24 protein-coding genes are annotated in these 25,787 nt (G+C 60.2%); 16 read left to right on the top strand and 8 right to left on the bottom strand.

The window, feature by feature from the left end:
* Positions 1 to 25: 25 nt before the first annotated feature.
* The 4 genes from RYC17_RS02790 (at position 26) to RYC17_RS02775 (ending at position 4,462) form a co-directional block, all read left to right on the top strand.
* The gene (locus RYC17_RS02790) at positions 26 to 928 is read left to right on the top strand and encodes an arginase family protein (protein ID WP_316902490.1); all 903 of its coding nucleotides are present in this window, start codon (positions 26 to 28) and stop codon (positions 926 to 928) included.
* A gap of 180 nt (positions 929 to 1,108) precedes the next feature.
* Entirely contained in the window at positions 1,109 to 2,455 is a 1,347-nt protein-coding gene (locus RYC17_RS02785; protein WP_230018342.1) for an LLM class flavin-dependent oxidoreductase, read from the top strand.
* The gene (locus RYC17_RS02780) at positions 2,452 to 3,411 is read left to right on the top strand and encodes a D-isomer specific 2-hydroxyacid dehydrogenase family protein (RefSeq protein WP_058407588.1); all 960 of its coding nucleotides are present in this window, start codon (positions 2,452 to 2,454) and stop codon (positions 3,409 to 3,411) included. Before RYC17_RS02785 ends, RYC17_RS02780 begins: the two co-directional genes overlap by 4 nt.
* 76 nt (positions 3,412 to 3,487) lie before the next feature.
* On the top strand, positions 3,488 to 4,462 hold the full coding sequence (locus RYC17_RS02775; protein ID WP_230018340.1) for an aliphatic sulfonate ABC transporter substrate-binding protein: 975 nt from the start codon (positions 3,488 to 3,490) through the stop codon (positions 4,460 to 4,462).
* 59 nt (positions 4,463 to 4,521) lie between these two features.
* On the opposite strand, the gene RYC17_RS02770 is transcribed toward RYC17_RS02775, so the two are convergent.
* The 3 genes from RYC17_RS02770 to RYC17_RS02760 form a co-directional block, all read right to left on the bottom strand.
* Positions 4,522 to 6,192 (bottom strand): amidase, encoded by a 1,671-nt coding sequence (locus RYC17_RS02770; RefSeq protein WP_316902486.1) that lies wholly within the window; start codon positions 6,190 to 6,192, stop codon positions 4,522 to 4,524.
* Positions 6,193 to 6,280: 88 nt separating this feature from the next.
* Positions 6,281 to 6,913, bottom strand: coding sequence for an ANTAR domain-containing response regulator (locus tag RYC17_RS02765; protein ID WP_122281693.1), 633 nt, complete (start codon positions 6,911 to 6,913; stop codon positions 6,281 to 6,283).
* Positions 6,910 to 8,058: a transporter substrate-binding domain-containing protein gene (locus RYC17_RS02760; RefSeq protein WP_011168900.1), complete on the bottom strand. Its 1,149-nt coding sequence runs from the start codon at positions 8,056 to 8,058 to the stop codon at positions 6,910 to 6,912. The genes RYC17_RS02765 and RYC17_RS02760 overlap by 4 nt, the downstream gene beginning before the upstream one ends.
* Before the next feature lie 742 nt (positions 8,059 to 8,800).
* Between RYC17_RS02760 and urtA the strand changes: the two genes are divergently transcribed.
* The 11 genes from urtA to RYC17_RS02705 all read left to right on the top strand — a co-directional run bounded on the left by urtA (position 8,801) and on the right by RYC17_RS02705 (position 18,694).
* Positions 8,801 to 9,982 (top strand): urea ABC transporter substrate-binding protein, encoded by a 1,182-nt coding sequence (urtA, locus tag RYC17_RS02755; protein ID WP_058407590.1) that lies wholly within the window; start codon positions 8,801 to 8,803, stop codon positions 9,980 to 9,982.
* A 66-nt stretch (positions 9,983 to 10,048) separates the two neighbouring features.
* The gene (gene urtB / locus RYC17_RS02750) at positions 10,049 to 10,951 is read left to right on the top strand and encodes an urea ABC transporter permease subunit UrtB (RefSeq protein WP_031595402.1); all 903 of its coding nucleotides are present in this window, start codon (positions 10,049 to 10,051) and stop codon (positions 10,949 to 10,951) included.
* A gap of 1 nt (position 10,952) precedes the next feature.
* Positions 10,953 to 12,095 (top strand): urea ABC transporter permease subunit UrtC, encoded by a 1,143-nt coding sequence (gene urtC / locus RYC17_RS02745; protein ID WP_122259752.1) that lies wholly within the window; start codon positions 10,953 to 10,955, stop codon positions 12,093 to 12,095.
* Positions 12,092 to 12,829: an urea ABC transporter ATP-binding protein UrtD gene (urtD, locus tag RYC17_RS02740; RefSeq protein ID WP_003367067.1), complete on the top strand. Its 738-nt coding sequence runs from the start codon at positions 12,092 to 12,094 to the stop codon at positions 12,827 to 12,829. The genes urtC and urtD overlap by 4 nt, the downstream gene beginning before the upstream one ends.
* Positions 12,830 to 12,831: 2 nt before the next feature.
* A complete protein-coding gene (urtE, locus tag RYC17_RS02735) occupies positions 12,832 to 13,521 on the top strand; it encodes an urea ABC transporter ATP-binding subunit UrtE (protein WP_005746864.1) in 690 nt (229 codons plus the stop codon).
* 22 nt (positions 13,522 to 13,543) lie between these two features.
* Positions 13,544 to 13,984, top strand: coding sequence for an urease accessory protein UreE (gene ureE / locus RYC17_RS02730; protein ID WP_005746865.1), 441 nt, complete (start codon positions 13,544 to 13,546; stop codon positions 13,982 to 13,984).
* Entirely contained in the window at positions 13,981 to 14,712 is a 732-nt protein-coding gene (locus RYC17_RS02725; protein WP_005779762.1) for an urease accessory protein UreF, read from the top strand. The genes ureE and RYC17_RS02725 overlap by 4 nt, the downstream gene beginning before the upstream one ends.
* A gap of 27 nt (positions 14,713 to 14,739) precedes the next feature.
* Complete coding sequence (locus RYC17_RS02720) at positions 14,740 to 15,435, top strand: urease subunit beta (protein WP_058400221.1); 696 nt, start codon at positions 14,740 to 14,742, stop codon at positions 15,433 to 15,435.
* 3 nt (positions 15,436 to 15,438) lie between these two features.
* The gene (gene ureC / locus RYC17_RS02715) at positions 15,439 to 17,151 is read left to right on the top strand and encodes an urease subunit alpha (protein ID WP_058400220.1); all 1,713 of its coding nucleotides are present in this window, start codon (positions 15,439 to 15,441) and stop codon (positions 17,149 to 17,151) included.
* A 26-nt stretch (positions 17,152 to 17,177) separates the two neighbouring features.
* Positions 17,178 to 17,840 (top strand): urease accessory protein UreG, encoded by a 663-nt coding sequence (ureG, locus tag RYC17_RS02710; RefSeq protein WP_316902482.1) that lies wholly within the window; start codon positions 17,178 to 17,180, stop codon positions 17,838 to 17,840.
* Positions 17,837 to 18,694 carry an urease accessory protein UreD gene (locus RYC17_RS02705; RefSeq protein ID WP_122259749.1) on the top strand — a complete coding sequence of 286 codons (858 nt, stop codon included), beginning with the start codon at positions 17,837 to 17,839 and terminating at the stop codon, positions 18,692 to 18,694. Before ureG ends, RYC17_RS02705 begins: the two co-directional genes overlap by 4 nt.
* A gap of 68 nt (positions 18,695 to 18,762) precedes the next feature.
* On the opposite strand, the gene RYC17_RS02700 is transcribed toward RYC17_RS02705, so the two are convergent.
* On the bottom strand, positions 18,763 to 19,854 hold the full coding sequence (locus RYC17_RS02700; protein WP_058400218.1) for an NADH:flavin oxidoreductase/NADH oxidase: 1,092 nt from the start codon (positions 19,852 to 19,854) through the stop codon (positions 18,763 to 18,765).
* A gap of 58 nt (positions 19,855 to 19,912) precedes the next feature.
* Here RYC17_RS02700 and RYC17_RS02695 point away from each other — a divergent pair, with 58 nt between their 5' ends.
* Entirely contained in the window at positions 19,913 to 20,248 is a 336-nt protein-coding gene (locus tag RYC17_RS02695; protein WP_058407599.1) for an ArsR/SmtB family transcription factor, read from the top strand.
* Between the two features lie 134 nt (positions 20,249 to 20,382).
* Here the strand turns inward: RYC17_RS02695 and RYC17_RS02690 are convergent, their stop codons facing one another.
* The 4 genes from RYC17_RS02690 to RYC17_RS02675 form a co-directional block, all read right to left on the bottom strand.
* Positions 20,383 to 22,005, bottom strand: coding sequence for a methyl-accepting chemotaxis protein (locus tag RYC17_RS02690; protein ID WP_058400217.1), 1,623 nt, complete (start codon positions 22,003 to 22,005; stop codon positions 20,383 to 20,385).
* 391 nt (positions 22,006 to 22,396) lie between these two features.
* Positions 22,397 to 23,872, bottom strand: coding sequence for an FGGY-family carbohydrate kinase (locus RYC17_RS02685; protein ID WP_316902477.1), 1,476 nt, complete (start codon positions 23,870 to 23,872; stop codon positions 22,397 to 22,399).
* A 30-nt stretch (positions 23,873 to 23,902) separates the two neighbouring features.
* Complete coding sequence (locus tag RYC17_RS02680; protein WP_058400216.1) at positions 23,903 to 24,835, bottom strand: transketolase family protein; 933 nt, start codon at positions 24,833 to 24,835, stop codon at positions 23,903 to 23,905.
* Positions 24,825 to 25,661 carry a transketolase gene (locus RYC17_RS02675; RefSeq protein WP_005753658.1) on the bottom strand — a complete coding sequence of 279 codons (837 nt, stop codon included), beginning with the start codon at positions 25,659 to 25,661 and terminating at the stop codon, positions 24,825 to 24,827. Before RYC17_RS02675 ends, RYC17_RS02680 begins: the two co-directional genes overlap by 11 nt.
* Positions 25,662 to 25,787 lie beyond the last annotated feature (126 nt).

Here is a 25,787-nt window from a genome sequence, read left to right as displayed (position 1 = left end):
TGAACGGTGACGAAGGAAAACCTCGATGACTACCCAACCCGATAAAACCCTGCGCCTGATCTTTCCCCAGTGGCAAGGTGGCAACAACGCGCCTTATCATTTTGGCGCACAGCTGCTGGCGTGGCTGGCACCGGACGCGTCAGGGCCCGTCGAGCACGTGGCCGTAACCGAACCGGATGACCAACCACTTGAACTTGAAAACGGCATCATTGCCCGCCATGCGCTGCTGGCCCAGCTTGGCATTGCACGGCAGCTGATAGACCGGCATCAGCCGGATCGTCTGGTGGTTCTGGGTGGCGACTGCCTGGTCGACCTCGCGCCATTCGCCTACCTGAACGAACGTTATGACGGTGACCTTGCGGTGCTGTGGGTCGACGCTCACCCGGACGTCATGACACCCAGAGACTTCCAGCATGCGCACGCGATGGTCATGGGCAATCTGCTGGGCGAAGGTGACAAGGATTTCGTCGATGCCGTGAAACGCCCGATCAAGCCGGCCAATGTGATGTACGCGGGCCTGCAGGAAACCCTTGAGGTCGAAAGCGCATTCATCAAGCGTCTCGGGCTGCGCAGCGCCGATGCACAGGCGCTGGCACACTCCAGCGAGCCGGTGCTGCAGTGGCTTGAGGAAACCGGTGCAAGGCACCTGGCGATCCATCTGGACCTGGACGTGCTGGACCCGGCACTGTTTCGCTCTGTGCTGTTTGCCCAACCCGGTGTCCCTGCCAGTAAATTTGAAGGCGTTGCTCAGGGCAAGATGACTATCGAGCAGGTCGTACGCTTGCTGACAGACGTTGCCAGCGCCGTGGACGTGGTCGGCCTTGGCATTGCCGAGCACCTGCCGTGGGATGCTCTGGCGCTGCAGAACATGCTGACGAAACTGCCGCTGCTTGGCGACCGGCTGCCAAGCCACGGGACTGACTCCTGAACCAGCGAGTAAAATTCAATTTATGCATATTTAAATACCAGATAATTAGTTAATTTAATAATTAACATATAACAAAATAGAATTTCACTGTGGGTTTTTATAGGCATATCGTCATCCTATACCGACCCCTTTCTCCAGGCGGAGGTGCATCCACCTTTCTGAACCGTCCGGAGCAAAAACATGAGCAGACAACGACACCTTAAACTTGGCGCAATGGTCCACGGAGTCGGCCATGGCTGGGGCGAATGGCGCCACCCGCAGGCGCTGGCCAACGCCAGTGTGAATTTCGGCTTTTATCAGCAGCAGACCCAGTTGGCCGAAGCGGCCCGCTTCGATTTTGTGTTCATTGCCGACAGCCTGCACATTCACGAAAAATCCAGCCCGCATTACCTGAATCGTTTCGAACCGTTGACCATTCTCTCCGCACTCGCAGCCACCACCCGGCATATCGGTCTGGTGGCAACGGTGACGGTCAGCTACACCGAACCCTTTCAGGTAGCTCGCCAGTTTGCTTCGCTGGACCACATCAGTGGCGGTCGGGCTGGCTGGAATGTGGTGACTTCCTGGCTCAGTGGCACCGCCGACAACTTCAGCAAGGGCGAACACCCACCGCACGCCGTACGCTACCGTATCGCCAAAGAGCATATCGAGGTGGTCAAGGGCCTGTGGGATTCCTGGGAAGACGACGCCTTCGCCTACGACAAGCAGAAAGGCGAGTTTTTCACGCCCGGCAAACTGCACACGCTGAACCACAAGGGCGAATTCTTCTCGGTGAAAGGCCCGCTCAACATCGCCCGGTCGAAGCAGGGTCAGCCGGTGATTTTTCAGGCAGGCACCTCCGAGGCCGGGCGTAACTTTGCCGCTCAGAACTCCGATGCAATTTTTGTCCACGCCGAGAGTTTCGATGAAGCGCGCGCCTATTATCAGGACCTGAAACAAAGGGCTGGCGGCTTTGGTCGCGACCCTCACGCGCTGTCGATTCTTCCGGGCATTCGCCCGATTGTCGGGCGCGATGAGGCTGAGGTGGAGAGCCGCTATCGCCAGGCCGTGGAGTTGGTGACGATCGAAGACGCCATTGTCGCCCTTGGCCGACCGTTCAATGATCACGATTTCAGCCAGTACCCACTGGACGAACCCTTCCCGGAACTGGGCGATCTGGGCTCCAACAGCCAGAAAGGCGGTTCGGACCGGATCAAGCAACTGGCCAAAGACGAAGGCCTGAGCCTGCGTGAAGTCGCCCTGCGCTTCTCCCTGCCCCGCCGTGACTTTGTCGGCACACCGGAACAGGTCGCCGACGCGATACAAACGTGGTTCGAAGCAGGCGCAGCCGACGGTTTCATCATCAATAGCGTCCTGCCGGACGGCCTGCAGTACTTCTCCGAATGGGTGGTGCCGGTGCTGCAACGACGCGGACTATTTCGCACCGAATACAGCGGCAATACGCTACGTGAAAACCTCGGCCTTGAGGTGCCGGTCAATCGTCATGCGAAGGCTGTCGCCCATCAATCTGACGAGGTGGTGGCATGACTCGACTCGTGATTGCCAGCCAGCTGGATGATGATTTCAATCAGGTGATTCGCGAGCGGCTTGCAGTGACCCACCCTGAAGCCAGGGTCATCGGCGTACCTGCCGGAGTGCCGAGCGATTTGCCCGGCGAGGTCAGCATTCTGCTGGCGTGCCCTATCAACGTGCGTGGTTATGAAGCCCCGGCCTTGCCGCCTCCGGGCTGGCCCTATGGCCTGAAATGGATTCAGGTGGTGTCTTCGGGTATCGACTTCTACCCAGGCTGGCTGTTCAACGGGCCGCCGGTGAGCACCTCGCGGGGCAGCGCGGCAGAAAACATCGCCGAGTTCTCGCTGGCCGCCATTTTTGCCGCAGCCAAACATCTGCCGGATATCTGGGTGCATGACTCGCAATGGAATTTCACCGCACTGACACCGCTCAAGGGCACTACGCTGGGGATTCTCGGCTTTGGTGCCATCGGTCGCAGCCTGGCAAGCAAGGCCCAGGCGCTGGGTATCAACGTGATCGCATTGCGGCAAAGTCCGGCTCCGTTCGAGGTTGACGGTGTCGAGGCTGCACGCGACATTCACGACCTGTTCGCGCGCGCAGACAATCTGGTACTGGCCGCGCCGTTGACACCGGCCACGCGGCACATCGTCAACGCCGAGGTGCTGAACAGTGCCAAACCCGGCCTGCACTTGATCAACATCGCCCGTGGCGGCCTGCTTGACCATGAAGCGCTGCTCAATGCGCTGGATAATGGAAACATCGGCCTGGCCTCGCTGGACGTCACCGAACCCGAGCCCCTGCCGGACGGGCATCCACTGTACTCACACCCTCGCGTGCGCCTGTCACCGCACACCTCGGCGATCTCCAGCAACAGCCGTAACGAAATAGCCGACAGCTTTCTGGCCAACCTTGAGCGTTTTCTCAATGGGCAGGCCTTGCAGAATCAGGCTGATCGCCAGCGCGGCTACTGACACAGATCACACCCATTACGCTGCGTGGAAATACAACTCCTGACACTCAGCGTCACCCTCAAATACCGAGCGTGCCATGCCCAAACCGATAAAACACACACAACCTGGCTACCGCCGTCCGCTGCTGGCAGGTCTGCTCGCGGCGTTGGTGTTATGCATCGCCCTCCCCGTCGAAGCACAGCAAACGTTGCGGATCGGTTACCAGAAGTCTTCCACGCTGATCACCCTGCTGAAAACACGCGGCACGCTGGAAAAAGCCCTTGCGCCACAGGACGTCACCGTCACCTGGCATGAGTTTCCGAGTGGCCTGCCGCTGCTGGAGGCGTTGAACGTCGGCAACGTCGATATCAGCGCGGATGTGGCGGACACCGTACCGATCTTCGCTCAGGCAGCACAGGCCAAGCTGACCTACTTTGCCCAGGAAGCGGCCTCGCCTTCCGCGCAGGCAATCATCGTCCACAAAAACTCGCCCGTGCAGCAGTTATCGGATCTGAAAGGCAAAAAAGTCGCTGTCACCAAGGCAGCGGGCTCTCACTACCTGCTGATTGCTGCGTTGAAAAAGGCCGGTCTGGCATTTTCGGATATTCAGCCCGCCTACCTGTCGCCCGCCGACGGCCGCGCGGCCTTCGAAAACAACAAGGTGGACGCCTGGGTCACCTGGGAACCCTTCCTGACCAGCGCCCAACGGCAATTGCCGACTCGCACCCTGGCTGACGGCAAGGAGCTGTCCAGCTACAAGCGCTATTACCTGACCGGCACCAACTACGCCAAGGACCATCCGCAAGTACTCAGCGTGGTTTACGAGCAGTTGCACAGCGCCGGTATCTGGCTAAAGGCCAACCCGCGAGAAGCCGCGCAGGTACTGAGCCCTTTATGGGGCAATCTGGATATCGAAACGGTCGAAATCGCCAACAGCCACCGCACCTATCAGATACAGCCGGTCACGCATGAGCAACTGGACGAGCAGCAGCATATCGCCGATGCCTTCTTCGCAGCGGGCCTGCTGCCCAAGGCGGTGGATGCGCAGGCTGTGGAGGTATGGAAGCCTTGAGAGAGGGGGCGTATGTGCTCTTACATCAAGCACGCACGCCCCTCGGTCAGCGTGCGAATTCAAGCACGCGGCGGCCTGGGAAACACTCCGCGGGCGGTTTCATAAGCCTGCGCGACACGCAACGCCAGGGCATCCTTGAAGCGCGGCGCGACAATCATCATGGCAACCGGCAGGCCCTCGGCCAGGCCTGCCGGGATTGACGTGGCCGGGTGGCCGGTCAGGTCGAACGGCGCGGTATTGGCGAGCATGTTCAGTGCGCTGTGCACGTACTCTTCAATCGGCGCATCGGCGGCGGTCAGCGTGGTGGCTACAAACGGCATGGTCGGCATCACCAGTACGTCAAAATCCTTGAATGCTTCGTCGTATTGACGGGTGAGTTCCGGCACCAGCATCCGCGCCTTGGCGTAGTAGGCACCGTGCAGGTTTTTCAGGCTGTAATGCCCGGTAAGTGCCACGGCACGCACGCTGCTGGACAATGCGTTGGCATGCTCACGACGCCTGGCACCGAAGTAGCTCATGATGTCGGGGTCGTAATAGCCGTCGACATTCATGCCATAGCCGTTGCCTTGCAGCATCTGATACGCCGCACCATCGGTGGCGATGACATTCCACATGTCCAGCGCCACACCGCGGTGCCACGGAGCGCTTGCCTCTCCGACCGTCGCAGCAAGGCTTTCCAGCTGTGCCACTGCGGCGCGAACCAGGGCGTCTACCTGCGGTTCGGACATGCCGGGAATCGCAAAACCTTCGCGCAGCAGGCCGATTTTCAAGCCGGCAACGCCCTGATCGAGGGTCGCGACACAACTGACCGCCGGCGGGTTTTTCTGCCTTGAATCAAGCCCGTCGGCCCCGGCGATTACGTCGAGCATCACCGCGCAGTCGCGCACGTTATTGGCCATCGGACCGACATGGTCGATGGTCCGCTCGATCGGAAAAGCCCCGGTATAAGGCACAAGGCTATAGGTCGGCTTGTGCCCGACGATGCCGCTCCAGGCCGACGGCATGCGGATCGACCCGCCCTGGTCGCCGCCGATGGCCATGTCCACTTCCTGCAAGGCGACCAGCACGGCGCTGCCGCTGGAGGAGCCGCCTGCGTTGCGAGTCAGGTCCCACGGGTTTTTTACCGCACCGGTGGCCGAGGTAAAACTGGCTCCGGAGAAACACAAGTCTTCACAGACTGACTTGCCGACCACCGTCGCGCCTGCGGCCAACAAGCGTTTGACCACCGTGGCATCTTCGGACGGCACGTAACCATCAAGGCTCAGCGAGCCGTTGGCCATCGGAACGCCGGCCACTGAGACGTTGTCCTTGATGACCACCGTTCTGCCCGCCAATGGGCCGCTCGCCGCACCGGCAATGTGCGTCTTCACGTACCAGGCGCCATGCAGGTTTTCGGCCTCTGTCGGTTTGCTGTGCTCGCGCAGCGGCGTGGGCTGCGCAACGTGAGCGGCGTACAACGCATCAATGGCTTCGTAGGAGCCCAGGGTTTCGTCAGCAAGACTCAGGAACGATGCCATCTGGCTGTCTGACAGGTCGTACCCGTGATCCTGGGCGGCAATCAGAAAGTCGGCTTTGTCGGGGCGTTTTACGGACATGGTGTTCTCCAGATAACGGTAAGGGCCGCCCGGGATCGGGCAGACACTGACTGGAGCCGCCTGCGCAGGATGCGCAGGCATGGGCTCGATCCGGAGGACGCCGTTGTCCATGCCGGTCGCCACGCGGTGTTCCATACCTGCCGGTTCAGGGCGTATGGCAAGCGTCCGCGCAGAAGAGGATCAGACCGATGAGGCCCGACACTCGAAGCGAGTCTGCAGCCTGTCAGGAACAGGCTTGTTGAAACAGTTCGTGGGCCTTGACCAGCGCCTCGGCGATTTTCTCCACGGGTTCACGCTTGGCCATCGCCTGATCCCGCAGCGCGTTGTAAGCGTCTATTTCAGACATACCCTTGGTTTCCATCAGGATGATTTTTGCCTGCTGCACGGTACGCATCACCGCCATGCGCCCTTCCAGGCGCTTGACGTGTTTTTCCCGTTCCCGTGTTTTGCGTGCCTGGCTGAGGGTGATGGCCAGCGCCGTCAGCAGGCCGAAAGACCTGACCGGCGAGGGAATCACCGAACAGGCATTGAGCTGCACCAGCGCCTCGACAATGATCGGGTTTTCATAGGCGATCACCGGAATGATCGGCGGCGTCGAGTTGTGCAGCAGCCAGGGCGTGTTGGTCGACAGGCTTTCCGGCGACACCGCCAGCACGATCACGTCAGCCTCACTCTGCAACCGTTCGGGGATCGGCCACTGCACGCGTACCTGGCAACCAATACGCTGCAACTGGGCGATCAGGTTGCGACCGTCTTCATCATCGGGGTGCATCACCAGCACGCTGATGTCGCGCAGGTCCTTGATGCCGCCTGCGCTGTCGTTGCGCAAACGTTTCTTGGCGGCACGCAGGGTCATGGACGCCTCCCGGTCAGGCTGGACCAGCCGTTGAAGTCAGGCGCAACGGCATAAGGATCGGGCTTCAGCGCTTTCTGACTTTGGTAAAGGATGTCGAACTGCCCGTCGCCATTGGCACGGCCGATCCGCGAGTACAGGTAGGTATGGTGATTGTGCTCATCGATGCGCACCCGTCCCTGAGGCGCGTCGTATTCCAGACCGCGCATGGTTTGCAAGACGTCCTCTACCTCCGTGCTGCCTGCGCGGGCTATCGCCTTGGCCAGCAGATGGACCTGAAAATAAGCGGCTTCCCAGCAGCGGTCGGTCACCTGATGCTGGCCGAACATCTCCCGGTATTGCGCAATGCACTGACGATTGAGCGGCGTGTCGATCGACTGGAAGTAAGTGGCTGCCGAAATGTGCCCGGTGCCCAGATGCACACCCATCTGCTGAATGTCGGTTTCGCTGGTGGTGACACTGGCAATCGGCATGACCGCCGGGTCGAAACCGGCGTCGGCGTAGGCCTGGTACAGGTGCGCCATGGTGTCACCGACCACTGTGGAAAAGATGAACGAGGGTTTCAGTTCCCGGGCCTTGACCATGAGCCTGGCGAAGTCCTCTGGCCTGGCATTTTTCAATGGCAGGTAGTACTCGCCCAGCTTGCTGCCTCCGCGCTCGTAGAGCAGGTCGCTCATCAGCCGATTGGTTTCGTAAGGGTAGACGTACTCGGAGCCGATCATCAGCACGCGACTGCCGAAGTGGTCGAACATGTAACTGCCCAATGGCACGGCGTTATGGTTCGGCGTGGCACCGGTGTAAATGATGTTGCGCGAATACTCGAAGCCCTCGTAGTAAACCGGATAGAGCAGCAACGCGTTGTACCGTTCGACGACGGGCAATACTGCCTTGCGCGCCGCCGAGGTGTAGCAACCGAAGAAAAACCGCAGGTTCTCTTCACGAATCAGCGATTCAACGTGCATGGCAAACAACGCAGGCGTTGAATCCGGGTTACGGGTAATCAGTTCCAGAGGACGGCCATTCACGCCTCCTGCCGCGTTGATCTGATGGATTGCAAACTGTGCGCCGCGCATTGTTGAACACTCACCGGCAGCAGTAACGCCGGTATTGGAAAACAGACCTCCTATGCGGATCGACGGGTCAACCATGTCTATGAACCTTGTTCAACGTGAGGTGAGACGCCCGAACCTGGCCGGGAGCCTGAAAGAAGACTGAGCGAATAACCGTGGATTCAACGGTGGCTCTCAGGCGGTTGTGCCTGGGGCTGGCGTGACGGCAGTGTCAGGACCAGTCGTGCGAGGGACCTTCCACACCTGCCGAGAGTGGGCGTGTGGCAAGAGACCCTGCGAGGGTGTTGATCAGGCTTATGCAGGTAGCGGGCCATAGGTGCTGCGTGGGTGTTGATGACTCGTGTGTCTGCTGGCCGGGGCGTTCCCTTGGTAACAGGCATTTGCTGGCAGAAACAGGCGTACATTCGCAGGGGGTCTGTCGCTCAAAACATAGCTTTCGCGAACAAGTTCGCTCCCACAAAAGCTGTGCGAATTTCCCAGAAAAACGTCCGTAGCCTCACGTTTTTGGTGCGCAAGAGACCCGTTCGCGCCAAAGCGGCGCATGCCGGTTTGTTCGTGCAATTAATGCAGGGATGCTCTGCCACACGGTTTCAAAACCCGTGCAAACTGCCGTTTCGGCACTTGGCATTGCCCTTGCTATGTTCCCCCTGAGACATCGCGCCAGCTGTCTGCCCTACGCCCCCTTGGCAAGTAGGGAGACACCTCGCGTACGACTGGATCGGACACAGTTTGTCCCGCCAGATTCGGCACAGAAGCCTGACATCCCGCCCATTGATTTGGCCGGGATGTCGGGCTTTTTTTATTCCTGGGAGAAAAGTGAATGCACAACGACAAACGCCGTTTGATCAAGCATGCTCTGTTGCTGGGTGCGATCAGCCTGCTGCCGTTTTCCCTGATCGGTCAGGCGCAGGCGGACGAGACTGTGAAAGTCGGCATCATCCACTCGCTGACCGGCACCATGGCCATCAGTGAGGCCTCGGTGGTCGACGCCGAAAAGCTCGCCATCGAAGAGATCAACGCCAGTGGCGGCGTGATGGGCAAAACCATCGAACCGATCGTTGAAGATGGTGCCAGCGACTGGCCAACCTTTGCCGAGAAAGCCCGCAAGCTGCTGGAAAACGACCACGTTGCGGTCACCTTTGGCGCGTTCACCTCGGCGTCGCGCAAAGCGGTGCTGCCGGTCTTCGAGCGCAACAAGGGCCTGCTCTATTACCCGACCTTCTATGAAGGGCTGGAAAAATCCCCGGCCATTATCTACACCGGCGCAGAGGCCTCGCAGCAGACCCTGGCAGCCGTCACCTGGCTGATGGCCAACAAGGGCAAAAGCGTCTATCTGGTCGGCTCCGACTACATCTGGCCACGCACTACCAACAAGCTGGCGCGGGCATCGGTCACCAAACAGGGCGGCTCCATCGTCGGCGAAGACTACCTGCCGCTGGGCGCTATCGAATTTTCCTCGGTGATCAACAAGATCAAGGTGGCCAAGCCGGACATCGTGCTTTCGACCATCGTCGGCGGCTCGAACGTGGCGTTCTACAAACAGCTCAAGGCTGCCGGTATCGACAGCAGCAACCAGACGCTGATGGGCCTTGCGATCACTGAAGAGGAAGTCACCGGCATCGGCGCGGAAAACCTCGTCGGTTTCCTGACCTGCATGAGCTACTTCCAGAGCCTGAAAAACCCGGTCAACGAGAAGTTCGTCCAGGCGTTCAAAACACGCTATGGGCAGCAGCGCGTCGTCGGTGACCCGATGGCTGCGGCGTATACCGCGGTGTACCTGTGGAAAAAGGCCGTCGAGAAAGCAGGTAGCTTCGACGTGCCGAAAGTAATCGCCGCCTCCTCGGAACTGACCCTCGATGCGCCCGAAGGCGAGATCAAGGTGCACAAGGACAACCACCACCTGTGGAAACGTGCACGCATCGGCACGCTCAACGCGCAGGGCCAGGTGGACGTGATCTACGAGTCCGCACCGATCGAGCCCAACCCGTTTCCGAAACTCTGATACCGGGCCGGGCGCTATCTGGTTCGCGCCCGCTTTCGTCAATGTGCAGCAACAGGTAGCGACGGCATGACTCTCGATACGCTGGTAATGCAAGTCTTCAGCGGGTTCTCGCTGTTTTCCGTGCTGGTGCTGATGGCACTCGGGCTGACCATCGTGTTCGGCCTGATGGGCGTGATCAACATGGCCCACGGTGAACTGATGGCGATGGGCTCATACATGACCTACGTCACCTCCGTGGTGTTTCAGCGCTACTTCCCCGAGCTCATGGGCTGGTATTTCATCATCGGCATCGGAATGGCCTTTGTGGTGACCTTCGCCTTCGGTCTACTGCTGGAACGCTGCTTTATCCGCTTCATGTACAACCGGCCACTGGACACATTGCTGGCAACCTGGGGACTGTCGCTGGTGCTGCAGCAACTGTTCCGTCAGGTGTTCGGCCCCAAGGAAGTCAGCGTACCTACCGTGCAATGGCTGCAGGGTGCGTGGAAAATCAGCGAAGGGCTGGAGTTGCCGCTCAACCGCATTTTCATCATCGGCCTGACGTTCGTGATTGCCGCAGCGGTGTTTCTGTTCCTCTACCGCAGCCGCTGGGGCCTGCGCATTCGTGCAGTGACCCAGAACCGCGCGATGGCCGGAGCGGCCGGAATCAACACTGCGCGGGTCGATTCGGTGACGTTTGCGCTGGGCTGCGGCCTGGCGGGTATTGCCGGGAGTTCATTCACCATGCTCGCCTCCACCGGCCCGGTGAGTGGCCAGCAGTATCTGGTGGATACCTTCATCGTGGTGGTGTTCGGCGGCGTCGAAAGCCTGCTCGGCACCTTTCTCTCGGCGTTCGCCATCGGCCAGACGCAGATCTCGCTGGAATACCTCACCACCGGCTCCATGGCCAAGGCGATCACCCTGCTGGTGGTCATCGTGCTGCTGTTTTTCCGCCCCAACGGCCTGTTCGCCACGAAAGTGAGACGTTGAGATGAACAACATGACTGAAAAGCCACTGGCCGGGACGCCGGTCAAAGCAGCCCGACCAGACTGGCTGAGTGGTGGCTGGTTGTCGCTGATCGAGCGTTACAGCCTGATCTGGCTATCACTGCTGTTGTTGGTGGTATTGCCGCTACTGCTGGGCGATTTCCGTCTGGGGCTGGCGGGCAAATACCTGAGCCTGGCGTTCTGCGCCGTGGGCATGGTGATGATCTGGGGCTACGGCGGCATTCTCAGCCTCGGCCAGGGGATCTTCTTCGGCCTGGGCAGTTACATGATGGCGATGTACCTGAAACTGGAAGCCACTGCCACGGACGAAGCCGCCAGCGCCCTCGCCGCTTTCTACGGCTCGGCGCTGCCGGACTTCATGATCTGGAACAGCGTCGAAGCCCTGCCCTGGTGGTGGAAACCGTTCGAATCGGCCACCTTCACCCTCGCAGCGATCCTGATCCTGCCTTCGCTGCTGGCGTTTCTGTTCAGCTATGCCTATTTCAAGAAGCGCGTCGGTGGCGTGTACTTCTCGATCATTACCCTGTCACTGGCCTCGATCATGTCGATCATGATCATCGGCCAGCAGGGCTACACCGGCGGTGTCAACGGTCTGACCGACTTCAAGACCGCCTTCGGCATGAGCCTGCAAGCCCCCCAGACGCCCTGGATTCTCTACCTGATCACCACGCTGTTGCTGCTGGCCAGTGTGGCAATGTGCGGTTTCATTCTGCGCAGCCGCCTGGGCAAGGTCGTCGTGGCGATCCGTGACCGCGAAGACCGGGTACGTTTTTCCGGCTACAACACTGCGTTGTTCAAGGCCTTCATCTTTGCCGTGGCGGCCCTTATTTCAGCGCTGGGCGGCGTGATGTTCACCCTGCAGGTTGGTCTGGCGTCGCCATCGCTGGTGGGCATCATTCCGTCCACGGAAATAGTGATCTATGCCGCGCTGGGCGGTCGCCTTTCACTGGTCGGCGCGGTATACGGCACGCTGCTGATCGGTGCAGCCAAGACTTACCTGTCGGAGAACTTCGTCAGCTTCTGGCAATACTTCATCGGCTTTCTGTTCATGGCGGTGGTGCTGTTCCTGCCGACCGGCCTCGCCGGGCTGTTGCAACGCCTGAGTAACAAGGAGGCGCAGTCATGAGCGCAATGTTACTGAGTGTCGAAGACCTGACCGTATCGTTCGATGGCTTCAAGGCGGTCGATAACCTCAACTTCTATGTCGAGGAAAATCAGGTGCATGTGGTGATCGGCCCCAACGGCGCGGGCAAGACCACCCTGCTCGACATGATCTGCGGCAAGACCCGCCCGAGCGCAGGCAGCATCCGCTTCAAGGACCTGCAACTGGCGAACATGATCGAGTACCAGATCACTCGCGCAGGCGTGGGCCGCAAGTTTCAGAACCCGTCGGTGTACGAAGACCTCACCGTGCGTGAAAACCTCGACATTTCCTCGCCGGACAAGCGCGGCATCTTCAACTGCCTGTTCGCCGGGAAGAACGCAGCGCTGAATGCCGAAATCGATCAGACCGCCGAAATGATCTTTCTCAAGGACCAGCTGGGACGCAAGGCCGGGCTGTTGTCCCACGGCCAGAAACAGTGGCTGGAGATCGGCATGCTGTTGATGCAGCGTCCGGAACTGCTCCTGCTCGATGAGCCCGTGGCCGGCATGAGCGCTGGCGAGCGGGAGAAAACCGCTGGCCTGCTCAAGCTCATCGCCAAGGGCCGGGCAATGGTCATCATCGAGCACGACATGGAGTTCGTGAAATCGGTGGCCGACAAGGTCACCGTCCTGCATCAGGGCAAAACCCTGGCCTACGGCTCGATGGATCAGGTGCAGAACGATCCTCGCGTCATCGACGTCTACCTGGGGCACTGAACATGCTGAATGTCTCTCACCTCAATGTGTATTACGGCGACAGCCATGTGTTGCGCGACCTCAGCCTGGAGCTTGCACCGAGCGAGTCGCTGGCGATCATGGGCCGTAACGGCATGGGCAAGACCACGCTGCTGAGAAGCCTGGTGGGCATGCTACCGACCCGCAGCGGCAGCATCACACTGGCCGGGCAGGAACTGACTGGCAGCAAGAGCTATGAGCGGGTTGCAGCCGGGGTCGGTTTCGTACCGCAGGGGCGGATGATCTTCCCCTACCTGAGCGTCGAGGAAAATATCCTCACCGGCATGCAGGGCGCACCCGCTGCGCCGATCCCCGACTACGTCTACGAATACTTTCCGGTGTTGTTCGAAATGCGTCGGCGCAAGGGCGGCAACCTCTCCGGCGGTCAGCAGCAACAGCTGGCCATCGCCCGGGCGCTGGTTTCCAACCCCAAGGTGTTGATCCTCGATGAACCCACCGAAGGCATCCAGCCCTCGATCATCAAGGACATCGCCAAGGCCCTCAATCTGCTGAAAAAGGAGCGCGGATTTTCGCTGATTGTTTCCGAGCAGGTGCTGTCGTTCGCCATGGCCGTGGCTGACCGCTATCTGATCATCGAGAAAGGCGAATTCGTGCATAGCGAAGTCCGCGAAACCGTCGACCGCGAGCGCATCCTGCGCTACCTGACCATCTGAACAGAGCACAGGAGCCATCGCCATGCTGATACTCGACCGCATTCTGGGCCAGGCCAGCGACCCTGCCCTTGCCGACCGCCTGCATGACCTGAGCCACGCCGGCCAGGTCGAAACCCTGAGCCTGTCCGGCAGTGACATTCAGCGCCATCGCCTGCGCCTGGCCAGTGATCGGGGCACCGACTGCGCCATTCGCCTTGAGCGTCACCAGCAGCTGCGCAACGGCTCGGTGCTGATGCTCGACAGTCAACGCGCCATCGTCGTGCAGATGCAGGATCAGGAATACCTCGACCTGTTGCCAAGGGACGCAGCGGCGGCGCTGGAGCTGGGTTATTTCGCAGGCAACATGCATTGGGCGGTGCGCTTTGCCGGTGACATCCTGCAAATACCGCTCAATGGCCCGCAAGCCGATTACCTTGAACGTCTGGCCCCCATGCTTGCGGACGGCCGGGTGCGATGCGCATGAACGCCATGAGCAGCCTGCTGCTGGCCCTGCAACAGGCCGACAGCTTCTTTCCCGGTGGCGCGGTGGCATGGTCGTGGGGCCTGGAAACCCTGCTGGCTGACGGGTATCTCGGCAATGGCGAAGTCGTCGTGCCGCGCCGCCGACAGCGAACCGTTCGCCTCAACCGCAGTGCCGAGGTGCACGGCTTTGTCGAAGGCCAGTTGCGCCACCGCTGGAACAGTTTTGACCGGGTATTTCTACTTGCTGCATGGCGCACGGCCGATGACCAGCCTGCGTTGATGGCCATGGACGCGCAGATCGAAGCCTTGACCCTCGCCGAGGAACTGCGTCAGGGCTCACGGCGTGTAGGCCAGGCATTGCTGGCCGTGCACGTCGCGTTGGGCATGCAGGATGCGGCGGCTTATCAACAGCAGGTTCTGGCGGGTAACGCGCCGGGGCATTTGCCAGTTGTGCAGGGCTTGCTCTGGAACCGTCTGGGCATGCAGCGCGATCACTGCCAGCTGGCGGCGGCGCACGGTTTGTGTACCGGGCTGGTCAGCGCCGCCGTGCGCCTGGGGGTCATTGGCCATATCGATGGGCAACGGGTCCTGACCAATATCCAGCCGCTGATCACCGAACTTCTCGCAATGGAGCCACCCACCCCGGACGACGCCTGTGGTTTCACGCCCATGGCCGAAATCGCCGTGATGCGCCACGAAACCCAGGACCTGCGCCTGTTTGCCAATTGAGCCAGCCACCCTACCGGGAGCCCTGTCATGCTGCTGACCCCCACCGAGCTTGAACGACTGACGCTATATACCGCCGCCGAACTGTCACGCAAACGCCGCAGCAAGGGCCTGCGCCTGAATTTCCCGGAAGCCTCGGCCCTGATTGCCGACGAGATTCTTGAAGGCGCACGCGAAGGCCGAAGTGTTGCCGAGCTGATCGGGTTCGGCTCGACCATTCTCAATACCGATGATGTGATGCCAGGCGTCGCCGACCTGCTGCCCGTGCTGCAAGTGGAAGGCACCTTCCCGGACGGCACCAAGCTGGTCACCGTGCACCAGCCCATCAGGCCGGGCAAACTGCCGCTTACGCTCATGCCGACACCTGGCGAGATACTCTCGCCGGACAGCGACATCCAGCTCAATAGCGGCCGACCGACCGCGACCCTGCGCGCGATCAATACGGGTGACAGGCCGGTGCAGATCGGCAGTCACTACCATTTCTTCGAGGTCAACAAAGCGCTGGATTTTCCGCGCGAAACGGCCTTCGGCATGCACCTGGACATTCCCGCAGGCACGGCGGTGCGTTTCGAACCGGGCGAGCTGCGCGAAGTGCAACTGGTGCAGTTCGGCGGTACTGGTGACATTCACGGCTTCAGCGGCCTGACCAATGGCAACCTGCACGACCCGGCCTGCAAACAGACAGCGCTGGAGCGTGCCCGCGCCCAACATTTCAAGGGAGCCTGAAGCATGGCGACGATGACCCGCAAGGAATACGCGGCCATGTACGGCCCCACTACAGGCGATGCAGTGCGCCTGGGCGACACCTCGTTGCTGGCTGAAGTCGAATTCGACTACTCGGTGCCCGGCGACGAGTGCCTGCACGGCGGCGGCAAGACCCTGCGCGACGGCATGGGCCTGATGCCCGGTCATGACAGCGCCGACGGTGCCCTGGACATGCTGATCTGCAACGCGCTGATCATCGACCCGGTGATCGGTATCGTCAAAGGCGACATCGGCATCAAGGACGGCAAGATCGTCGCGATTGGCAAGGCAGGCAATCCGCAGATCATGGACGGCGTACACCCACAACTGATCTGCGGCGTCGCTACTACCGTGCGCGATGCCGAGGGCCTGATCGTTACCCCCGGCGGTATCGACGTGCATGTGCATTTCGACTCGGCGCAACTCTGCGACCACGCGCTGGCGGCGGGCCTGACTACCCTGATCGGCGGTTCACTGGGACCGATCACGGTCGGCATCGACTGTGGCGGGGAATGGAATGTCGGCAAGATGTTACAGGCCGCCGAAGCATGGCCGATCAACTTCGGCTTTCTGGGGCGCGGTAATTCAAGCAAGCCCGAGTCGCTGCTCGGGCAACTGCGCGGTGGCTGTCTGGGGTTGAAGATCCATGAAGACTGGGGTGCCATGCCTGCGGTGATCGACACCTGCCTGAAGGTCGCCGACGAATACGATTTTCAGGTCCAGTTGCACACCGACACGCTGAATGAATCCGGGTTTCTCGAAGACACACTGGCGGCCATCGGCGACCGCACCATCCACATGTACCACACAGAAGGCGCAGGCGGCGGACACGCCCCGGACATCATCAGTGTGGCGGGTAAAAGCAACTGCATACCCTCCTCCACCAACCCGACCAACCCTTACACGGTGAACACGTTCGACGAACACCTGGACATGATCATGGTCTGCCACCATCTCAATCCGGACGTACCGGAAGACGTGGCATTCGCCGAATCGCGGGTACGGCCACAAACCATCGCCGCTGAAGACATTCTTCACGACACTGGCGCCATTTCGATTCTCGGCTCTGACAGCCAGGGCATGGGGCGCATCAACGAGGTGATCTGCCGCACCTGGCAACTGGCGTCGAAAATGAAAGACCAACGCGGCCGCCTGCCGGAAGAAACCACGGCACTGGGCGACAACGAGCGGATCAAGCGCTACATCGCCAAATACACCATCAACGCTGCGCGGGTGTTCGGCATCGACAGCTACATCGGCTCGCTGGAGCCCGGCAAACTGGCCGATCTGGTGCTGTGGCGACCGGCGTTCTTTGGCATCAAGCCGGAACTGGTGGTCAAGGGCGGCTTTATTGTGCATGGCGTGATGGGCGATTCCGCCGCCTCGCTGTACACCTGCGAGCCATTGGTGATGCGCCCGCAATGGGGGGCGTTTGGCGAGGCGAAGCAGGCGCTGTCGGTCAATTTCGTCAACCGCCTCGCCGTCGAGGCCGACACTGCAACGCGCCTGGGGCTCAAGAAGCAACTGCTGCCCGCGTTCGGCACGCGCACCCTGCGCAAGTCGGACATGTTGCACAACGATGCCTGCCCGGACATCCGCGTCGACCCGCAGACCTTCGACGTGTATGCCGACGGCGAGCGCCTTTACTGCGAACCGGTCAGCGAAGTGCCCCTCGCGCAGCGCTACATGCTGCGCTGAACCTCGACCACACAGGAAACCCGACGATGAGCCTGCCCTTGAATGCACCCGCCACGCACACCGATGTCCAGCCTCACCCCGGCGCTGCCCGAGTCGGAATCGGCGGCCCGGTAGGCTCCGGAAAAACCCGTTTGCTGGAACAACTGATTCCACGTTTTATCGCGCGTGGCATCGAGCTTGCGATCATCACCAATGACCTGGCCACTCGCGAGGATGCCGAGCGCGTGCAGCGCAGTGGCCTTATCGACCCGCAACGGGTGCGCGCAGTGGAAACCGGTGCCTGTCCGCACACCGCCATTCGCGAAGACCCAACCCTCAACCTGCAAATGGCTGACGAGCTGGAAGCACGTTTCGGCAATCTCGACCTGGTGCTGATCGAGTCAGGCGGCGACAACCTGGCCTCGACCTTTTCGCTGGACCTGGTGGACTACTGGATCTTCGTCATCGACGTCGCGGGCGGTGACGACATACCGCGCAAACGTGGCCCCGGCGTATTGAGCTGTGACCTGCTGGTGGTCAACAAATATGACCTGGCGCCTTATGTGGGCGTTGATCTGCCACGCATGCGGCGCGAATCGGCGGACGCGCGAAACGGCCGGCCCGTCCTGTTTACCAACTGCGGCACCGGTGAAGGTGTCGACGCAGTGGTTGAAGCGATAAGCCGCGCCGTATTGTTCGACCGCCCATGAACGCCCATCAAACGTTACTGCCCGTCCAGACCAAAACCACGGCGCATATTGCCTTCAGCAAAGCGCCTTCGGGGGCCAGTTATGTGTCACGTCAGGAGGTCGGCTACCCCTTCCATCTGGGCCGCACGCTGAAACTGCCACAGGACCCGCCCGGCATGGCGGCGGTCTACCTGCAATCGTGCTCGGGGGGGCTGTTCGCAGGCGAAGCCCTGCACCTGCATCTGCACGCAGGGCCAGGCACACAGGTGCACGTCAGCACCGGCGCTGCGACGGTCGCGCACAGCATGCTGGAACGGTCCGCACGGCAGACCGTCACGCTGGTCGCCGAACCTGGCGCGCTGCTGGAGTACCTGCCGATGGCCACCATTTTGTTTCCGCAGACGCAGCTGCACAGCATGGTAAATGTGACCTTGCACCCCGATGCGCGGGTCACGTTGTGCGACGCTTTCTGCCTGCACACGCCCCAAGGCAGCGAGGGCTTACCCGGCTTCTACCGCGCCGATCTGCAGATCCACTGCCCGGCCGGAAAACTGCTCGCCGGTGATCGGCTGGCGTTGACCGGCGAAGACCTGCAACGGCGTTTGCCAGGCGTAAGCGCTGAGCTACAGGCCTTGGCGACCTTCATGCTGGTAGGACAGGGTTTACCTGTAGAGGATGTGAAACGGGCCTTGCGCGACGCATTGCGCGTCGTCCCAGAGAGCTATCTGGGCGTCAGCGCGCTGCCGAATGATTGCGGCGTATCTGTGCGCATTATGACCGCCGATGCCGTGGCATTGCGCAGCGCCCTGCACCTGGCCTGGGCGTGCGCTCGCCAGCAACTGACCGGCATTGCGCCGCGGGTGCGGCGCAAGTGAAACAGCGCGGGTTCGATCGTGGCACCGGGGCTGATGCAGAGTGATGCAGCCCCGGTCGTCACACTGGCTCAGCGATAACGCTCAAGCCAGTGAGCGTAAGGCGCAGGCAGGGTCCAGGCCGATTTTTCGACACCCAGCTCTTTCGCTGCGAAGTACGCCCAGTGCGGGTCGGCCAGATGCGCACGGCCTATCGAAACCAGGTCAAGCTGACCGGATTTAACCGCTTCTTCAGCCAGTTTCGGCTCGCCAAAACCCCAGGCGCTGGTCACCGGAATATCCGCTTCACGGCGCACACGCTCGGCAATCGGCCCCATGAACGCAGGCCCCCACGGAATGTTGGCGTCTGGCGTGCTGAAACCGACGCTGACACTCAACAGGTCCAGGCCACCGGCCTTGAAGCGACGTGCCAGTTCGATCGATTCGGTGAGGGTCTGTTCGTCACGACCGTCGTACTCAAGTACGCCAAAGCGTGCTGTCAATGGCAGGTTTTCCGGCCAGACTTCACGCACCGCTGCCAGCGTTTCAAGCAGGAAACGGCTGCGGTTATCGAAGCTGCCGCCGTATGCATCGGTGCGCTGGTTGGAGTGCTCGGAGAAGAAGCTCTGCCCCAGATAACCGTGGGCAAAGTGCAGTTCGATCCACTCAAAGCCGGCATCACGAGCACGACGGGCGGCATCGACGAAGTTCTGACGAACGCGGGCAATGTCTTCCAGGGTCATGGCGCGCGGGACTTTTGGCAAGTTGGCACCGAACGCAATGGCGGAAGGCGCGATGGTGTCCCAACCGCGCGAATCGGAAGCGACAATGTGGTCGTCGCCTTCCCATGGACGATTGGCACTGGCCTTGCGTCCTGCGTGGGCGATCTGGATGCCCGGCACGCAACCTGCGTCCTTGATGGCTTTGACGATCGGCACGAACGCCTGCGCCTGCTCATCGTTCCAGATACCGGTGCAACCGGGGGTGATGCGCCCCTCCGGTGCAACCGCGGTGGCCTCAACCACCAGCAAACCTGCACCGCCACGCGCCATGCTTGCGAGGTGAACGTGGTGCCAGTCATTGACTACCCCGTCGATTGCCGAGTATTGGCACATCGGTGGAATGGCGATTCGGTTGCGCAGCGTCACGTCTTTCAGTTTGAAGGGTTCGAACAATGCAGACATTAAAAGCTCCCGTAGGCCAGATGACTTTTGATTTCAGTTGTTCGATGATAATCGAACTATGGCAATCAACGGAAGCCTTGATATCATTCGCACCATGCGAACCTTCCAACACCCCGATCCAGAAGACCTCTCCCTTGAACGCGTGCTCTACGCCTTGAGCGACCCGGTGCGCATGGAAATTGTGCGCTACCTTGCGGGTGTCGCCGAAGCCACCTGCGGTGAGCTGGACGGTGGCCGGCCGAAATCCAGCATGTCCCACCACTTTCGTGTTTTACGGGATGCCGGGCTTGTGCAGACGCGAAACATCGGCACCACGCATATGAATTCGTTGCGCACGCAGGTGCTGGAGAGCCGCTTTCCGGGGTTGTTGGGGAGTATTCTGGCGCAGCGGTAAAGCAGCAAAGCGCCAGTCCTGTGCTGCCATTTCCTTTACATGAATGCGAAAACGCCCGGTATCAGCCAATTGCCTGATACCGGGCGTTTCTTTGCTGCTGCGAATCTATTTACCGACTCGCTTGTCAGGCCGTCTTAAAGCTTAAATTTCCCCACTTCCTGTTGCAGACTGGTAGCCAGGTTTTTCAGCCCGCCGCTGGTCTTGAGCAGTTCCTGAACCGACATGTTGTTCTGTTCGGCCATTTGCGCAGAACGCTCAACATTACGTGCCACATCCTGGCTGGCTGCGGTTTGCTCACGCAGTGCAAAGGATATCTGGTCGACCACTTGCAGAACCTTGCCCGAACTGTCGCGAATCTCGATGATGGCCTGACCGGCCGTGCCAGCCATCTCCACACCCTGATTCACTTCCTGAACACCGCTGCGCATGCTCTCGACCGTTTCGCGTACGCCTGCCTGAATTTTCTCGATCATTCCGGCAATTTCCTTGGTGGACTTGCCAGTGTTCTGCGCCAGCAGGCGCACTTCATCGGCAACCACTGCGAAGCCGCGACCCTGCTCACCGGCACGAGCCGCTTCGATAGCCGCGTTGAGCGCCAGCAGGTTGGTCTGGTCGGCAATGCCTTGAATCACGCTGATGATCGATGAAATGTGCTCGGAGTGCTGACCCAGGCCTGCGACCTGTGTTGACGACAGCTGCACGGTCTTGGCAATGCCGTTCATGCTGGACAGCGTATTTTCGATGACCTGCGCACCATCCTTTGACTGCTGACCCGAACGACTGGCGAGTTGATGCGCCTCATCGGCATTTTCGGAAACGTGGTGGATGCTGACGGTCAGCTCTTCAATGGTGGCCGCCATCATCGACGCAGACGTCGACTGTTCCTGAATTGCACCGGAAAGCTGCTCGGAAGCACCGGAGATCTGTTGCACGGCGATTACCAGTTGATTGGCTGCCTGGCTGATCTGTTGAATCATCTCACGCAGGCGGTTTTGCATGCGATCGAACGCTTTCGGCAGTTCGTCGTGGCTGCTGGTGTCGATTACCGTGTCCAGCTTGCCATTGGCAATTGCCGTTGCAGCATCGATGGCCAGTTGCAGGCGTGCTGTAGTGCTGCGCCCCAATGCGGTGGCCAGGATAGCCGAGAGCAGCGCTGCCGCAAGGCCGCCACACATCAGAATCATGATAGCGAAATGCTTTGCGTCCAGCATATTCTGGGTTCTTTGCACCAGAAGCTTGTTCTCGGTGGCGCTGATTTCAGCCAACACCGCGCGCATACTGTCCATCTTGGCCTTATCGGCACCGGAGGTGATGCGATTGTCCAGCTCGTCATCGGACATGTTGCGGGCGGTCAGGTCACGGCGCAGAGCGATGATCGGATGGATATCTTCATCGAGCCAGCGCTTCTGAATTTCACCCAGCGAGGCCAGACGACGCTGTTGCTCCGGGTTATCGGCGGTCAGGCGCTTGAGCGAATCGAGTTCTTCGGTAAAGCGCTTTTCACCTGCTACCTGCGGCTCGAGGAACGCATCTTTCGAGGAGATGACGAAGCCTCGCATACCCGTTTCGATGTTAATCAGTTGCTCAAGAGCCAGTTGTGCATCACTGAGTACCTGATAGGTATGGACGTTGCTGTTGGTAGCGTCCTCAACCTGCTCGAAGCCTCTGTATGCACTGAACACCAGCACGGCGATTAGAACGACTATAGCAACGAAGCTGAAGTACAGCTTTTGCGAGATGCTGAGCTTGCTGAACATGATGTTAATCCTTAGCCGTGCCTGTCCGTGGCAGGGTGATGAGCTACCTAGTCGACAGAGGTAATGGAACTATTCTGCGCGAGTGATGTCGTTTCGACATCCGTATTGTCGCCCGTGCTTTCCGTAACTTTAGGGTCCGGCTTTAAACACACTGCATGAATGGCATGCTGCTTTAGTCAACCCGATGATAAGGCTAAAGAAATTAATTTAAATGACGACCAACATTCAAATTAACCACCCATAAATCGCTAACATATTGACGTTAGAAAAACGTCATTAATTTTCTATATAAGTTTGGACATGCGTGGTGCAATGACTCTTTTGCGCCTTTTGAGCGGAGAATATCAGTAAGGTAAGTACACCGTTAGTTCGGAAAAGTCATACTAATCGCTCAACATACGAGCCGCCGCAGCGCTTCCTTCCATTCCAGATACAAACCCTGCAGATTCCTGCCGGGAACGGGGTCGAAGCGTTCACGCTGTCTTTCCAGCGCTTGCAGGTCGGCGGCGTTATTCCAGAGGCCGAGGGCTTTGCCCGCCAGGTGCGCGGCACCCAGCGCCGAGACTTCTGGCGACAGGCTGCGGATCACCGGGCATTGCAACAGATCTGCCAGAAACTGCATGAGCCAGCGATTGCGGGTTACCCCACCATCCACCCAAAGCTCTTTGAGCGGCGTGCCGATGTCAGCCTGCATCGCATCGAATACATCGCGAATCTGATAACCGATGGACTCCAGCGCAGCACGCATGATGTGGGCGCCGGAAGCCCCCTCCGTCAGGCCGCAGATCAGCCCGCGGGCTTCAGCCTGCCAGTGCGGCGCGCCCAGACCGGACAGCGCCGGTACAAAGTACACGCCGCCATTGTCGGCCAATTGCGTGGCCTGTTCGCTCAGGGCATCCATGGATTCTCCGGCCACCAGTCGCGCGGCCCATTGCACCGCTGCGCCGGTGTGTACGATGTTGCCTTCCATTGCGTAAGTCGATGCTGCGCCATCATGCCAGGCCAGTGTCGTCGACAGACCGTGGCTGGAGGCGATAGGCCCGGCCATTGGCGTCATCAGCGAAGAGCCGGTGCCCAGGGTCGCCTTGACCAATCCGGGGGCAAAACCGCCCTGCCCATAAAGCGCAGCATGCGAATCGCCGATCATCGACAGAATCGGAATACCGGCGTCCAGCCCGCCGACCGCCACGGTATGAGCAAACAGACCGGCACTGGGCTGAATGCTGGCCAGTGCAGCAGCAGGGATCGAAAACAGCTCAAGCAATTGCGGATCCCAGTCACAGGTCTGCAGGTTGAACAACTGGGTGCGTGCCGCGTTGGAGCAGTCGGTCGCGAAAGCTTGCCCTGCGCTGAGTTTCCAGAGCAACCAGCTGTCGATGGTCCCCAGGCAGATTTCCCCTGCTGCCGCGCGAGCGTGACCGTCGTCCAGGTGATCGAGAATCCAGCGCATTTTGCCAGCGGAGAACATCGGGTCGAGGGCCAACCCGGTTTTGCTCAGAATCATGGCTTCGTGACCCTGGGCATGCAGCTCGGTGCACAGCGGCAAGGAACGACGGCATTGCCAACTGATGCAAGGCGACAAGGGTGCCCCGCTCGTCCGGTCCCACGCCACCACCGACTCGCGCTGATTGCTGATGGCCAGTGCGCTGATCGGACGCTGCAGACCAGTCATGCAGTCTGCAATCGCCTCAAGCGTGGCTTGCCAGATCAGCAATGGGTCCTGCTCCGAATAACCGGCTTGCGGGTGGCTGATACTCAAGGGCCGTGAACCACGGGCGACGACTTGCCCCTGTTCGTTGACCAGCACGGCCTTGGCATTGCTGGTGCCTTCATCGATGGCCAGAATCAGCGGGGAGTGTTCATTCATGGTCTGGTTGCTCGACATGCAGAAATGCCCCTAACGCAAACGTGCAGCGGCCGCGACAATGCCGTCCGCATCAATGCCATGCAAGGCACGCGTCGGCTCACGGGCACCGGCTGCTGCGTACTCACCGTCACCAATGCCCAAGCGAATCAGGGTGATGCCCAGCGCGTTCTCGGCGAGCAATTCGGCCACAAGGCTGCCGAGCCCGCCGTTGATGTTATGTTCTTCGACAGTAATCACCCCGCGACTGCCGCTCAAGGCGTTGAGCAGCGCATCACGTTGCAGTGGACGAATCGAAGAAAGGTTGATGACCTGCGCGTCGAGCCCCTGCTCCGCCAACCGCGCCGCAGCGTCTACCGCTTCATGCACCACCGAACCCAGCGCGACGATGGTCAGGTCTGAACCACGGCGCAGAATATCGACTTTTCCGGGTACGAAGCGGTAGCTGGGGTCATGCAGTTCACGCAGCGGCTTGCCATCGAGGCGGACGTACACCGGGCCGTGATAACGCAGGGCGTAATAAATGATCTGCCGGCACTCCAGCGGGTCGGACGGCGCGAAAATCTGTACGTTGCCAAAGCCGCGCATGACCGAGATGTCGTCCAGGCAATGGTGGGTACTCGCCAGCGGCCCATAGCTGGTGCCCGCATTGAGCCCGAACATTTTCACATTGGCCTGGTTGTAGCAGACATCAACCTTGACCTGCTCGCAGGCCCTGGAAATCAGGAACGGCGCAGCGTTGCAGGTGGCAGCGATCTTGCCCCCCAGCGCCAGGCCCGCCGCCACACTGACCAGCGACTGCTCAGCGATGCCGACATTGATTACCCGCTCCGGAAAACGCTGCATGAAGGGGGCGATCTTGGCGGTGGACGTCGAGTCGCTGACCACTGGCACCAGGTCCAGACCTTCGTCGACGGCCGCGATAAACGCGTCCACCATCACGCTGGCAAAATGCTCACTCGACATGATTCAACTCCTCCAGTGCTGCGCTGACTTCATCACCTTTCGGCACCCGGTGGTGCCATTCGGATCGCCCTTCGATGAACGACACGCCCTTGCCTTTGATGGTGTGGGCGATCAGCACCTGAGGCGCGCCTTTGCGCAGTTGCATCTGCTCCAGCGCCGTCACCAGTTGCCCGACATCGTTGCCATCGCATTCGCTGACCGTGAAGCCAAACGCCGCCCATTTCTCATCCAGCGGGTCCAGCGGCATGATCTCTGCCGTGAGGCCCGCCAGTTGCAGCTTGTTCTTGTCGACGATCACAAACAGGTTGTCCAGGCCGTACTTGGCGGCTGCCATTGCCGCCTCCCAGTTCGAGCCTTCCGCCAGTTCGCCGTCGCCGGTCAGCACGTAGATTCGTTTGGTGCTCCCGGACATCTTCGCCGCCAGCGCCAGGCCTACCGCAACCGGCAGACCGTGGCCCAATGCACCGGTATTGAGCTCGATGCCCGGCGTTTTCTGCCGCACCGGGTGGCCCGGCAGACGCGAATTGAAATGCTGATACTCGGGCAGCCACGCTTCGGGGATATAACCGGCCTGGGCCAGACAGCAATACAGACCACCGACGCCATGGCCTTTGCTCTGGATGTAGATATCGCGCGCAGGGTCTTCGATGCGCTCGGGGCTGATATCGAGAATACGGAAATACAGGGTTGCAAGAATGTCGGTTTCCGAAAGGTCAGCCCCCGTGTGCCCTCCCGCAGGCGATCCGGCATTGAGGGTGATGACATTACGCCTGATCAGGCGTGCCTGTTCTTTGATCTGCTGGGCATCGTAGCGAAAGGCATTCATGGAGCGGCTCCTGCGGGGCTAGCCACGCGGTGATTCATTATTCTGAAAAGCACTTGAATATTTATTCAGCACTGAAAATATATTTATATTTAGACGCCGATCGCCCAACAGGTCAAGCAGGCGCGC

The organism is Pseudomonas syringae group sp. J248-6 (genome assembly GCF_032586995.1).
GTDB classification, from domain to species: domain Bacteria; phylum Pseudomonadota; class Gammaproteobacteria; order Pseudomonadales; family Pseudomonadaceae; genus Aquipseudomonas; species Aquipseudomonas amygdali.
This window is presented reverse-complemented; position numbering and strand designations above follow the sequence as displayed.

Coding starts and splice junctions, on each gene's coding strand:
- RYC17_RS02765 (WP_122281693.1), bottom strand. CDS start 6,913: ATGACCCTGCGTGCCGCCAAGAAACGTTTGCGCAACGACAGCGCAGGC.
- ureE (WP_005746865.1), top strand. CDS start 13,544: ATGCTGATACTCGACCGCATTCTGGGCCAGGCCAGCGACCCTGCCCTT.
- urtE (WP_005746864.1), top strand. CDS start 12,832: ATGCTGAATGTCTCTCACCTCAATGTGTATTACGGCGACAGCCATGTG.
- RYC17_RS02675 (WP_005753658.1), bottom strand. CDS start 25,661: ATGAATGCCTTTCGCTACGATGCCCAGCAGATCAAAGAACAGGCACGC.
- urtC (WP_122259752.1), top strand. CDS start 10,953: ATGAACAACATGACTGAAAAGCCACTGGCCGGGACGCCGGTCAAAGCA.
- RYC17_RS02705 (WP_122259749.1), top strand. CDS start 17,837: ATGAACGCCCATCAAACGTTACTGCCCGTCCAGACCAAAACCACGGCG.
- RYC17_RS02680 (WP_058400216.1), bottom strand. CDS start 24,835: ATGTCGAGTGAGCATTTTGCCAGCGTGATGGTGGACGCGTTTATCGCG.
- RYC17_RS02770 (WP_316902486.1), bottom strand. CDS start 6,192: ATGGAACACCGCGTGGCGACCGGCATGGACAACGGCGTCCTCCGGATC.
- urtD (WP_003367067.1), top strand. CDS start 12,092: ATGAGCGCAATGTTACTGAGTGTCGAAGACCTGACCGTATCGTTCGAT.
- urtA (WP_058407590.1), top strand. CDS start 8,801: ATGCACAACGACAAACGCCGTTTGATCAAGCATGCTCTGTTGCTGGGT.
- RYC17_RS02695 (WP_058407599.1), top strand. CDS start 19,913: ATGGCAATCAACGGAAGCCTTGATATCATTCGCACCATGCGAACCTTC.
- RYC17_RS02785 (WP_230018342.1), top strand. CDS start 1,109: ATGAGCAGACAACGACACCTTAAACTTGGCGCAATGGTCCACGGAGTC.
- RYC17_RS02700 (WP_058400218.1), bottom strand. CDS start 19,854: ATGTCTGCATTGTTCGAACCCTTCAAACTGAAAGACGTGACGCTGCGC.
- RYC17_RS02780 (WP_058407588.1), top strand. CDS start 2,452: ATGACTCGACTCGTGATTGCCAGCCAGCTGGATGATGATTTCAATCAG.
- urtB (WP_031595402.1), top strand. CDS start 10,049: ATGACTCTCGATACGCTGGTAATGCAAGTCTTCAGCGGGTTCTCGCTG.
- ureC (WP_058400220.1), top strand. CDS start 15,439: ATGGCGACGATGACCCGCAAGGAATACGCGGCCATGTACGGCCCCACT.
- RYC17_RS02725 (WP_005779762.1), top strand. CDS start 13,981: ATGAACGCCATGAGCAGCCTGCTGCTGGCCCTGCAACAGGCCGACAGC.
- RYC17_RS02760 (WP_011168900.1), bottom strand. CDS start 8,058: ATGGTTGACCCGTCGATCCGCATAGGAGGTCTGTTTTCCAATACCGGC.
- RYC17_RS02685 (WP_316902477.1), bottom strand. CDS start 23,872: ATGAATGAACACTCCCCGCTGATTCTGGCCATCGATGAAGGCACCAGC.
- RYC17_RS02790 (WP_316902490.1), top strand. CDS start 26: ATGACTACCCAACCCGATAAAACCCTGCGCCTGATCTTTCCCCAGTGG.
- RYC17_RS02720 (WP_058400221.1), top strand. CDS start 14,740: ATGCTGCTGACCCCCACCGAGCTTGAACGACTGACGCTATATACCGCC.
- RYC17_RS02775 (WP_230018340.1), top strand. CDS start 3,488: ATGCCCAAACCGATAAAACACACACAACCTGGCTACCGCCGTCCGCTG.
- RYC17_RS02690 (WP_058400217.1), bottom strand. CDS start 22,005: ATGTTCAGCAAGCTCAGCATCTCGCAAAAGCTGTACTTCAGCTTCGTT.
- ureG (WP_316902482.1), top strand. CDS start 17,178: ATGAGCCTGCCCTTGAATGCACCCGCCACGCACACCGATGTCCAGCCT.